This window comes from Phenylobacterium sp., assembly GCF_037138395.1.
In the GTDB taxonomy this organism is placed as follows: domain Bacteria; phylum Pseudomonadota; class Alphaproteobacteria; order Caulobacterales; family Caulobacteraceae; genus Phenylobacterium.
Genome location: NZ_JBAXIM010000088.1, coordinates 1 through 11,025 on the forward strand (window position 1 = coordinate 1; position 11,025 = coordinate 11,025).

Sequence of the window (11,025 nt, forward strand, 5' to 3'; positions counted from 1 at the left end):
GACAGGGGGGGCGGAGCGCCCTCCACGACCTCCACGGGACCTGACGGCGGACCGGAAATCAGCCGGGCCTCGGCGACCCTGACATCGGCCACGGGCTCGGGGGCTGCCTCGGCGAGGGCCGTCCGGGGTGACGGCTGGCCGACCCGGTAGAAGACGTGCAGGCCGAGCTGGGTCACCCGTAGAAGATCATTACTCCAGCTCGGCGTGACATGGATGGTGTGGAAATGCGTGGCGTCGCCGACGGCAGTCATCACCGCGCCCGCCAGGGCCCGGGACGCGATGCGCCGGGCGCTGGACCAGGCGGCGCTCTCGCGGCTCCGGTTGATGGAGCCATCGCAGGCGAAGGAGAACTGGCAGCCCACCCCACGGGCCGCGCCCTGGAAGACCACGCCGCAGACTGACTTGGGGAATCCGGCCTTGCGCACGCGGTTGAGGACCACCTGGGCCACGGCCGCCTGGCCGGCAGGGCTCTCGCCCCGGGCCTCGAAGTAGACCGCCTGGGCGAGGCAATCGAGGTCGCGGTTGCCCCGGGCGCCTGCGGTCACCGCAGCGACGGCGGCGGGCCGCTTGGCGGGACTGGGGCCAGAGACGTCAAAACGGAGGTTGGGGGCTGCGGCGTCCGCTGTCCAGGACGCGGTCGCCGCGGAAGCGGTCTCGAGACGGTCGCTGGGCTTCCCCTGGAAGGCGCCGACACTCAGGCCAGCGAGGGAGAGGAGACCGAGGCAGAGACCCACTGCGCTCCCAACGACGAGGGCACCCAAGACTCCACGCCTGGAGGCGCGCGCCTGAAACAAATTCAACAATGATGATTTCCCGTGCGGCGAGGGTCAGAGCCCCCAGTCAGCTGTGTCGATCGAGGCCCCTGCGCTTGCTGGAGACCTTCTTCAACCTGCCCGCCTCCTACACGTTGGAGGCCAGACAATGGCGATGCGAGGCTGGATATGGACGCAGACGCAGAGATTCGCAAGCCATTAGTGCACTGCAGCATGGAGATCCTGTGGACAGGTACCCCAACACAGGGGTCCGGCCATGGCTTGACAGCAAGGTTCCCGGCTGGTTCCGGAGTGTCGCCATGCACCGCATCCTCACCGTCCTCGCCGCCGTCCTCTTCCTGTCCGCTCCGGCGCACGCCGCGCCCGCCGCCGAGCCTGCGGTTTCCCCGGACTTCGTCATGGGGCGGCCTGGCGCGCCTGTCCTGATCGAGGAATTCGCCTCGATGAGCTGCACCCACTGCGCCCGCTTCGCCAACGGTGTCTTCCCGGCACTCAAGGCCCGGTACATCGACACCGGCAAGGCGCGCTATGTCCTGCGCCCCCTCCTTACGCCACCCCAGAACGTCGCCGCCGCCGGTTTCCTCCTGGCGAGGTGCGCAGGACCCAACGGGTACTACAGGGTCGTGGAAGGCTTCTTCCGGCGGCAGGACGAGGCCTATCGCACGGGAGACGTCCGGTCAGCCCTGATCGCCGCGGCAGCGGAAGGCGGGGTTTCCGGTCCAGCCTATGATGCCTGCCTGTCCGACCCCGCAGGCAAGGCCGCCCTTGACGCCGAACTGGAGAAGGTCGGGGGACGGGACGTCGACTCCACCCCGACCTTCTTCTTCAACGGCGTGAAGGTGAAGGCTGGCGAGATGACCCTCGAGGAAATCGACGCGGCCTACGCCGCCGCGCTGAAGGCGAACCGGAAGCGCTGACTTTCGGCCCGGGTGGACTGGCGCCAGCCCCAGCGGCCCCCTACTCTGTCTCCATGCCTTCCAACCCCCTGCCCGGAGTCACTACCGGAGTCGCCCCCGGAGTCGGCGACGCCATGGCGGTCTTCGCCTTCGACGCCGCTGCGACGGACATGTCCTGGCGGCCGCACCGGCCTGACCGGCCGGAGAAGTCTGAGGGTGGCCGGCCCTTCCGCCTGGTCTCGGACTACGCCCCGGCAGGGGACCAGCCAACGGCCATTGCCGAGCTTGTTGCCGGCCTTGCGGCGCAGGAGGGGGACCAGGTCCTCCTGGGCGTGACGGGCTCGGGCAAGACCTTCACCATGGCCAAGGTAATCGAAGCGACTCAGCGTCCGGCCCTGATCCTGGCGCCCAACAAGACCCTGGCGGCCCAGCTCTACAGCGAGTTCAGGAGCTTCTTCCCGGACAATGCCGTGGAATTCTTCGTCTCCTACTACGACTATTACCAGCCCGAGGCCTACGTGCCGCGGACCGACACCTACATCGAGAAGGACTCCTCGATTAACGAACAGATCGACCGCATGCGGCACTCGGCCACGCGGGCGATCCTGGAGCGGGACGACGTCATCGTCGTGGCCTCGGTCTCCTGCATCTACGGCATTGGGTCGGTGGAGACCTACACCGCCATGACCTTCAGCCTGAAGGTCGGCGACCGGATCGACGAGAAGAAGCTGATGGCCGACCTCGTGGCCCAGCAGTACCGGCGCAATGACCAGGCCTTTGAGCGTGGAACCTTCCGTCGGCGGGGCGACACCCTGGAAATCTTCCCGGCCCACTACGAGGACCGGGCCTGGCGAATCAGCCTGTTCGGCGACGAGATCGAGGCCATCACCGAGTTCGACCCCCTGACCGGCAGGCGCAGTGCGGACCTGCCAGCGGTGAAGATCTACGCCAATAGCCACTACGTCACGCCCCGGCCGACCCTGAACCAGGCCATGAACCACATCCGGGCCGAGCTGAAGGAACGCCTCGACTGGCTGGTGGCCAACGGCAAGCTGCTGGAGGCCCAGAGGCTGGAGCAGAGGACGACCTTCGACCTCGAAATGATCCAGGCCACCGGTGCCTGCGCCGGCATCGAGAACTATTCCCGCTACCTGACCGGCCGCCAGCCGGGCGAGCCGCCGCCCACCTTCTTCGAGTACATCCCGGACAACGCCCTGCTCTTTGTGGACGAGAGCCACCAGACCATTCCCCAGATCGGGGCCATGTTCCGGGGTGACTTCCGCCGCAAGTTCACCCTGGCGGACTATGGCTTCCGCCTGCCCTCCTGCATGGATAACCGCCCCCTCAAGTTCGAGGAGTGGGACGCCATGCGGCCGGCGACGGTGAGCGTCTCGGCGACGCCCGGCCCCTGGGAGATGGAGAAGGCCGGGGGCGTCTTCGCCGAGCAGGTGATCCGGCCCACGGGCCTGATCGACCCGCCCGTGGAAATCCGGCCCGTGGCGAAGGACGGCTTCTCCCAGGTAGACGACGTCATCGACCAGGTCCGCCAGACCGCGGCCAAGGGCTACCGGACCCTGGTCACCGTCCTGACCAAGAAAATGGCCGAGGACCTGACCGAGTACATGCACGAGCAGGGCCTGAGGGTCCGCTACATGCACTCGGACGTCGACACCCTCGAGCGCATACAGATCATCCGCGACCTTCGGCTGGGCGCCTTCGACGCCCTGGTGGGGATCAACCTGCTCCGCGAAGGGCTCGACATTCCGGAGTGTGGCCTGGTCGCGATCCTGGACGCGGACAAGGAGGGCTTCCTGCGGTCCGAGACCAGCCTGATCCAGACCATCGGCCGGGCCGCGCGGAACGTCGATGGCCGGGTCATCCTCTATGCCGACCGGCTGACCGGCTCCATGGAGCGGGCCATGGCCGAGACCCAAAGGCGGCGCGAGAAGCAGACCGCCTGGAACACCGCCCACGGCGTCACGCCGGAAAGCGTCCGCAGCCAGATCAAGGAAATCCTCGCCAGCCCCTATGAGAAGGACCGGGTCACCGTGCCCGTGGGCGTGGCGGAGGACGGTGCCCAACCCTTCCTGGGCGACAATTTCAAGGCGACGCTGAAGGACCTCGAGGGTCGGATGCGCCAGGCCGCCGGGGACCTGGAGTTCGAGACCGCCGCCCGCCTGCGCGACGAGATCAAGCGGCTCAAGCTCCTCGACCTGGAATTCGCGGCGGACGTGCTCAGCGGATCGGAAGGGGGCGAGGACGGCGGAAGCGCCCGCAAGGCGGCTCGCCAGATCCGCGCCGAGAGCCGGGCCGAGGCCGCCGAAGCCTGGCGGCGCCCGAAACGTCGCTGAAGGTGCAGATCAGTCGAGGAGCGTCCGGTAGGTCTCGCTCCGGCGCAGCCAGGCCGCCGCATAGCTGCAGACCGGGGTGATCTGCAGGCCGCGCGAGCGGATTTCCGCCGACAGCGCCTCCATCAGCCGGCCCGAGGCGCCCGTCCCGCGCAGGGGCGGCGGGCTTTCCACATGGTCAATGAGGATGCGGTCACCCGCGCGCCGGTAGTCGGCGAAGGCGGTCAGGCCCTGTTCGTCCATTTCGAACCGGGCCCCAGTGTCGCGAAGGGTGCTGGCCATGGGGTGGAGACTAGAAGAGATCGTCGCCCGGCGCACCCTGTCGCCGCTGCTTTTTGAGAAGATTTACAGCGCGAATTACTCCCCATCAGGGGGAGCTGTCAGCGAAGCCGACTGAGGGGGTCAACGGCGGCTCAGTTGACCCCCTCCGTTCCGGGGCCTTGCCCCGGTCCACCTCCCCCTGGGAGGCGGAATTAGGAAGGTAATTGCTCCACCTCAGGGGGAGCTCCCGGCGAAGCCGGGTGAGGGGGTCAGTGGCCCTGGCGCCGGCCCCGGAAATGCCGGGATTTTGGTTTTCGCCCCCGGCGCCCCATACTGACTCCATTCAGGCGGAGACATGTCATGGGCGTCGGTGAGTTCCTGGTCACCCTCCTGGCTGGGGTGGGACAGTTGGTTGGAATTCGAGCGGGAACGGAGCAGCCCGTCTACGAGGTGGTGGGCCAGGTCGGCGCAGCCGAGATCCGGCGCTATGCGCCGCAGATCGCGGCGGAGGCCATTGTCGAGGGGCCGGTAGAGACCGCCCGGAGCGAAGGCTTTCGGCGGGTGGCCGGCTACATCTTCGGCGACAATACGACGAAGGCCTCGGTGGCCATGACCTCGCCTGTGGTGCAGGGCCGCGAGCCCTCGGGCGGCTCCCAGTCAATCGCCATGACCGCCCCGGTAGTCCAGGCCCGGGCCGGGAGCAGCGAATCCATCGCCATGACATCTCCCGTCGTCCAGAAGCCGGCCGGGGGCGAATCCTGGTCGATCCAGTTCATCATGCCGTCGAAGTACACAATGGCGACCCTGCCCCAGCCGAATGACCCCCGGGTGCGCCTGGTCGAGATCCCCTCGCGGACCTTCGCCGTGGTGAAGTTCTCAGGACTTGGCAATTCGGAGGCCGTCGCACGCCACGAAAAGGTCCTCGACGCCGCCCTGGCCGGATCGGCCTGGCGGGCCTCGGGCGAGCCTGTGGCCTGGTTCTACGACCCGCCCTGGACCCTGCCCTTCATGCGCCGTAACGAAGTGGCCCGGCCGGTGGAGCCGACGACTTCAGCGCCTGCGCAATGAAGCCGCCGCCGAGGACCCTCTCCGGGTCTTCCGCGGCGTAGAGGACGCAGGCCTGGCCGGGAGAGACCCCGTACTCCGGCGCGTCGAAGATCACCCGCGGTTCACCCGCCTCCAGGCCCAGCCGCGCCGCGACCGGCTCGGCGGTCGAGCGCACCCGCGCCAGGACCGGCCGCTCTGCTGCAGCGGCAAGGTCTAGCCCGGCCTCGTCGCCCAGCCAATTGGTCTCCTTCAGCGAGACCGCCCGGGTCGCCAGGGCCTCCCGGGGACCCACCAGGACACGGCGCGTCGCGGCATCTATGCCCACGACATAGAGCGGATCGCCCACGGCGACGCTGAGCCCGCGCCTCTGGCCGATCGTGTAGCGGGTCACGCCCTCGTGGCGGCCGAGGACCCGTCCGTCCAGGTGTACGATGTCGCCCGGCTCCGCCCCCTGGGGGCGCAGGCGGTCGATCACCGTGGTGTAGCGGCCCTCGGGCACAAAGCAGATGTCCTGGCTGTCGGGCTTGTCAGCCACGGCCAGGCCCAGCTCCAGGGCCAGGGCGCGCACTTCGGCCTTGGGCAGGCCGCCAAGAGGAAAGCGCAGGTAGTCGAGCTGGTCGCGGGTCGTGGCGAACAGGAAATAGGACTGGTCGCGCGCTGGATCCACGGCGCGCCTCAGCTGTGCCCCCGCCAAGCCTTCTGACCTTTGCACATAGTGCCCGGTAGCCATGGCCGCCGCGCCCAGGTCGCGGGCGGTCTCCACCAGGTCGCGGAACTTCACGGTCTGGTTGCAGCGGATGCAGGGCACCGGGGTCTCGCCCCGCAGGTAGGCGTCGGCGAAGTCCTCGATCACCTGCTCGCGAAATCGGCTCTCGTAGTCGAGGACATAGTGCGGCACGCCCAGGGCCGCGGCGGCGGTACGGGCGTCATGAATGTCCTGCCCAGCGCAGCAGGCACCCTTCCGCTGGACGGCGGCGCCATGGTCGTAGAGCTGGAGGGTCACGCCGACCACGTCGTATCCCGCCCGGGCCAGAAGGGCGGCGGTCACGGTGGAGTCCACGCCTCCGGACATGGCCGCCAGCACCCGTGCGCCCGCGGGCAGGCCCACGGCCCGTCGGGTCTCTTCGGTCAGGCGATCGGAAAGCGTTACCGTGGTCATGGGCCCTATCTAGTCGGACCAGCGGGATTTTGCGAGCGGGCCGCTACCGGAGCACGTTGAGGAGCGATGCGCCCTTCAGCGCCAGGAACACCTGGGAAGAGGCCTGGAGGGCCTGCTGGGCTTGGGTCAGGGCCGAGGCAGCCTTGGCGAGGTCCGCATTGGAGACATCCCCGATCATGCCCTGGATGGTGGTCTGCCGTGAGGTCATTGATGTCTTCACAGAGTCCAGCTGGTTCTGGACCGCACCGTTCTTGGCGGCCGCCGTGACCAGGTTGGAGTGCACCGAGTCCCAGACGGAAATCTGGCTCTCGAGGAAGGTCCTCTGGGCCGCCGTCAGCTTGCCCGTGAAGGGACCTGTACCCCCTTCCTCGAAGGCCTGGAGGTCCTTGAAGGCCGTGAACATGGAGGTTCCCAGGTCATCGGCCAGCTGGCCGACGTTGAGGGTGGTGGTCTCATCCGCCCTCGCCTTGTCGATATAGTCGTCATTGTGGAAGAAGTCGGCGATCACGGTGGCCGGCGCGGTAAGATCGGAGAGTTGGTTGGCGGACACCGGCGGAGTGTCGACCTGACCGCCGGCGAAGAGGTACTTGCCGGCATGGCGGGTGTTCAACGCCGAGACGGCGTTCGAGAAGTGCCCCTGGAGCTCGGTCATCAGGGCGTCGGCCCGGTCCGAGGCGAGGGCGTTGGAGATCGCAAGTCGGGTCTGGTCCGCTGCATCTGCCGCCTTGTTCAGGGCAAGGTCCTGGATGTCCAGCCGGTTGGCGGTAAAGGCGTTCTGCTCGGTGAAGCCCGTGAGACGGGTGTCCAGGGTCTGCATGGCCGTAAGCACCTGGGCGTTTCGGGAAAAGGCCTTGAGGTCGGTGCCGACCTTGCCCGTACTCAACTGGTCGCCCGCCTCGGTCTGCCGCTGCTGGGCCGACATAAGGTTGGCCAGGACCGAACTATAGCTTCCGCTCGTGGATACCCGGTTCATTCAGGCCCCCTCAGATGATGTTGGTCAGGACGTCGAACAGTTCCTTGGCGGCCTGGATCATGCGCGCCGAGGCGTTGAACGCCTGCTGGTAGGTGGTGAGACGGATGAGTTCCTCGTCGATATTGACGCCCTCGACGGACTGTCGGCGAGCGGCGACCTCGGAGGACACCGCCTCGGTAGTCATCCGACGACTGTCAGCGGATTCGGCTTGACGGCCGATCGAGGCTCCGAACTGGGCGGCGTAGTCGCTGAGCGAGACCGTGAGGGCACCCAGGGTTCCAACTGCGTCGAAGCCGGTGGGCGTCTCACCGGCCGCCGCAAGGGCGCGGGCCCCCGAGCCATCGCCGGGCCGGACAGCGGGCTGGCCCGCCGCGACGGTCAGGTCCAACCGGGACAGGGCGAGCTTGTTGGGGTTCTGGACGATCTTGGGATCGACGAAGAGGCGGTCGGCACGGGAGTTCCGCTCGATCACGCCCAGGCCGAACAGGCCGCTGACCGACGGCCCGCCGGCACCCCGGCTGGTCAGGTCCTGGGCGATGGACAGGTTCACCGGGGGGGTGGTGCTTGGGGTGAAGCTCATCTGCCCCTGGGCGTCGAGGGCGAAGGCGCCGATGAGGCCGACACCGGTGGAGTTGGCATTCAGGGCGGCGAGCAGGTCCGTCATGGTGGCCGCCGCCGGAACGGCGACGGTCACATCGCGGATCGGCCTGCCGTCCGACTGGGTCAGACGGAAGGTCAGGGTGTCGCCGGCGGTGAACCCGTGCGGATCCGAAGCCGTGAGGCCGGTCTCGTAGCTGGTCTGGCCGGAGCTCTTGACGAGGTCATTGAGGCCGAAGAAGTGGGAGAAGCCCCGCCCGGCCTTCTGTGACGTGCCCTCGTCCATGGCGATGCCGTTGGGCGAAGCGGCGTTGAGGGTCAGCCCACGGTTGGTATAGGTCGCCGCGCCAAACGCCCCGAGAGCGGTATTCAGATTGGCCAGGAAGCTGGCCGGGGTGAAGGCGCTCGCTGCGCCGCCATCGACACTCAAGGTTCCCGCCGTGAAGTCGATATCCACCCGGCGTTGGATGACGCCAGCGGCGTTGGTGACCGCCAAGGTGGCCGCACCCGTAAAGCCGCTGACTGCAGTCGGCAGGTCCAGCCCGGTGTCCCGGCCCTCGAGGAGGCTTTTCGCCGGTGCGGCGCTCGAGGCGTTGTGCGCGGCGTTCAGGCGTTCAGCGGCCCGGGACGCGAACTCCCCGAGCTGCTCGGAGATGCCGGGCAGGTGGATGTCGCGCAGGTCCAGGAGCGCCCGCATCTCCCCGCCCGTAACCGTGATGGGCTGCTCACCACCCACTTCATACTGCACGGCGAGGTAGCCGGGCGTGGAGTCCGAGGACCGGTAGGCCAGGGTGGCGGCGGCATCGCCGGCCAGTTCGTAGCCCTCAGAAGAGCGGATCGTCACGCCGCCGGCGGACCGGGGCTGGACCTTGATATCGATCAAGGTGGCAAGCTTGTCGATCAGGCCGGACTGGACGTTTTCGGCGCCAGTCGCATCGCCGTTGCCGACGGAGGCGCGGCTGATGTCCGTATTCAGCCGCGCGATCTGCGACAGGATGTCGTTGATGTCCTGGGTCGAGCCCAGGGCCCGGGCATCGGCGGTGGCCACCATCTGCCCGATCTGAGTGTTGATCCGGGCGGTCTGGTTGAAGAAGTCCTCGACCACAGCCACCGACTGCGACTTGAGAATGCCGGAGGTCGGGTTCTGGGCCGCGGCGTCGAAGGTGCTCCAGACCCTGTCAAGGGACGCGAAGTAGCCGGTGTCCGAGGTCGGATCCCCGAACAGGCTCTGGGCGTTGTCGAGGGTGCTTGCCGTCAGGCTCCAGCGACTGGAGGTGGAGGCGGCGGTGAGGCCGGCCGAGACGAGGAACTGGTCGACGATGCGGCGAACGCCGCTGACCTCGGTGCCGGCGCCGACCCCACCGATGATCCGGTGGGTCTGGTCGATCGCCTTTCGGACATAGCCGGGGGTGTTGACGTTGGCGATGTTGTCGGACGCCGTCCGCAGGCCCGCCTGGGCCGCGATCAGTCCGGAGGAAGCGTTGTTCAGTACGGCAGTCAGCGACACGGGAACAATCCCCCTGAACCGGCAACCCTTGCGCAGTCCCGGCGATTTCTGCCGGGCTCCTTAGGTAGCGCCTGCGCGAGGCCTCCGAAGAAATCCTTTCATTTCAACGCGGCAACTTCTGAGACCGCTTTGAGATATCCGACATGTCGCAAGTCCCGGGCCACGGTGCCAAGGCCAGGCCAGGTCGGGCCTCAGGGCGGCAGGACTCGACCTTGCCGGTCGGATCGGGCCCGGCAAAAACCGCCCCCGAAGTCCGAGGCGGAGAGTGGCGAGATCAGATTTAAGTCATATTTTTCAACTCTCTGCGGGCTCCTAGAGAAGTTGGCGCGAAGGTTGCGACGTGAGGACAGGAATCGTGAGGCGCAGCAGGCGCCCCTCGCCGGAGGGTAAATCCGGACCGGTTTTTCGTCTTGACCCTCGACGTCGCTCTCGTTCTCGCGCCGGTTTCCTCCGGCCTGCTCGCCGCCGGCGCTCCCGCGTCGGACGGCCCGAACAGCGACGGCGGAGACTTCGCCGCCCTACTCTCGGCCCTGGCCGGAGCCCTGAGCGCAAATCCCCTGACGCCAGCAGCTGGCAGTCCAGCCGCGACGGCGCAGGTAGCGACCAAGGCAGGGTCACCGCAGGCCGGAGCCGACTCTACATCGGCCTTCCTTGTGGTCGCGGACCCGGGCCTTATGGTCGCAGACACGGGCGAACCGAAGGCGCTCGGAGCCCTCACCAAGCGCGACACCCCGGACATCCAGCTTCTGGACCCCGAAACAGAGGGCGATGGGGACCCGCTGGCCGGACCTGAGCAGACAGACCCCAATCCGGCCGCCACCTTCCCCGGAGACGTTCGCCTGGTCCTCGCCATGGCCCAGGTCCTGAGCCCCACGCCGCCCCCACCATCCCCGATTGCGCGCGAGGCTGGAGCAAAGGACGCTGCCTCTGGAGAGCCCGGAGCCCCCGCAGGCCCCCGGGGCGAGGCTACCGCCGCCTTTGTCTCCTCTGTCTCTTCTGTCTCCTCTGTCTCCACTGTCTCCCCCGGGCAAGCTTCGCCTTCCCTCCTGCCTGGTATAGCGCCACCAGCGTCGCCTCCTATTGCATCGGGTATCGCCCCGGGCGCACGTCCGGACGAGGGTCAGGCCCAGCCTGCAGACAAGGCGCGGGTCAAGTCGCCGGACATCCAGACGAGCCTCCTGGCAAGCCTTCAGGCGCCGGACGTCCCGCCCGGTGCGGAAGTCCCCGGGGCCGCCGGACCAAGCACCGCCGACCAACGCCCTGCAGAGACGCAGGATTCCGATTCCGTTGCGGTCGCCCGCCCTGAACCGGCGTCTTCCTTCCCTGCCCAGCCTCCCGGCGTGGTTCGCATCGTCGGCCGCCAGATGCCGGCGGAGCCTTCCCCGCCTACCCAGGGCGCGGGTCCAGCGGCGGCGGCGACCCTGCCCGCCGAAATCATCGCACCTGAGGTGGCCCTGCCCACCC

At 68.0% G+C, this 11,025-nt stretch carries 7 protein-coding genes and 2 pseudogenes; 4 read left to right on the plus strand and 5 right to left on the minus strand.

What is annotated here, in order from left to right; all coding sequences use genetic code 11:
* The coding region (locus tag WCJ52_RS08300) for a cell wall hydrolase (RefSeq protein WP_336902838.1) at positions 1-734 on the minus strand (734 nt) is incomplete at its 3' end.
* Between the two features lie 338 nt (positions 735-1,072).
* On the opposite strand from WCJ52_RS08300, the gene WCJ52_RS08305 reads away from it, so the two are divergent.
* Both WCJ52_RS08305 and uvrB read left to right on the plus strand, forming a co-directional pair.
* A complete protein-coding gene (locus WCJ52_RS08305; RefSeq protein WP_336902839.1) occupies positions 1,073-1,690 on the plus strand; it encodes a thioredoxin domain-containing protein in 618 nt (205 codons plus the stop codon).
* A 155-nt stretch (positions 1,691-1,845) separates the two neighbouring features.
* A pseudogene (gene uvrB / locus WCJ52_RS08310) lies at positions 1,846-4,020 on the plus strand (excinuclease ABC subunit UvrB); the annotation flags it as partial.
* A gap of 9 nt (positions 4,021-4,029) precedes the next feature.
* Here the strand turns inward: uvrB and WCJ52_RS08315 are convergent.
* The gene (locus tag WCJ52_RS08315) at positions 4,030-4,299 is read right to left on the minus strand and encodes a GNAT family N-acetyltransferase (protein ID WP_336902840.1); all 270 of its coding nucleotides are present in this window, start codon (positions 4,297-4,299) and stop codon (positions 4,030-4,032) included.
* A 339-nt stretch (positions 4,300-4,638) separates the two neighbouring features.
* Here WCJ52_RS08315 and WCJ52_RS08320 point away from each other — a divergent pair, with 339 nt between their 5' ends.
* Positions 4,639-5,346 (plus strand): heme-binding protein, encoded by a 708-nt coding sequence (locus WCJ52_RS08320; protein WP_336902841.1) that lies wholly within the window; start codon positions 4,639-4,641, stop codon positions 5,344-5,346.
* Here the strand turns inward: WCJ52_RS08320 and mnmA are convergent.
* The 3 genes from mnmA to flgK are packed head-to-tail and all read right to left on the minus strand — an operon-like array spanning position 5,285 to position 9,561.
* Positions 5,285-6,484: a tRNA 2-thiouridine(34) synthase MnmA gene (mnmA, locus tag WCJ52_RS08325; RefSeq protein ID WP_336902842.1), complete on the minus strand. Its 1,200-nt coding sequence runs from the start codon at positions 6,482-6,484 to the stop codon at positions 5,285-5,287. The two genes, WCJ52_RS08320 and mnmA, sit on opposite strands and share 62 nt — an antisense overlap.
* Before the next feature lie 43 nt (positions 6,485-6,527).
* Entirely contained in the window at positions 6,528-7,457 is a 930-nt protein-coding gene (locus tag WCJ52_RS08330) for a flagellin (RefSeq protein WP_336902843.1), read from the minus strand.
* 10 nt (positions 7,458-7,467) lie between these two features.
* Positions 7,468-9,561, minus strand: a complete 2,094-nt coding sequence (gene flgK / locus WCJ52_RS08335) for a flagellar hook-associated protein FlgK (RefSeq protein WP_336902844.1) — start codon at positions 9,559-9,561, stop codon at positions 7,468-7,470.
* A gap of 410 nt (positions 9,562-9,971) precedes the next feature.
* Here flgK and WCJ52_RS08340 point away from each other — a divergent pair.
* A pseudogene (locus WCJ52_RS08340) lies at positions 9,972-11,025 on the plus strand (hypothetical protein); the annotation flags it as partial.

Bases quoted from the DNA above. Each gene is read 5' to 3' on its own strand.
- WCJ52_RS08305 (WP_336902839.1), top strand. From the start codon at position 1,073: ATGCACCGCATCCTCACCGTCCTCGCCGCCGTCCTCTTCCTGTCCGCT.
- WCJ52_RS08315 (WP_336902840.1), bottom strand. From the start codon at position 4,299: ATGGCCAGCACCCTTCGCGACACTGGGGCCCGGTTCGAAATGGACGAA.
- WCJ52_RS08320 (WP_336902841.1), top strand. From the start codon at position 4,639: ATGGGCGTCGGTGAGTTCCTGGTCACCCTCCTGGCTGGGGTGGGACAG.
- mnmA (WP_336902842.1), bottom strand. From the start codon at position 6,484: ATGACCACGGTAACGCTTTCCGATCGCCTGACCGAAGAGACCCGACGG.
- WCJ52_RS08330 (WP_336902843.1), bottom strand. From the start codon at position 7,457: ATGAACCGGGTATCCACGAGCGGAAGCTATAGTTCGGTCCTGGCCAAC.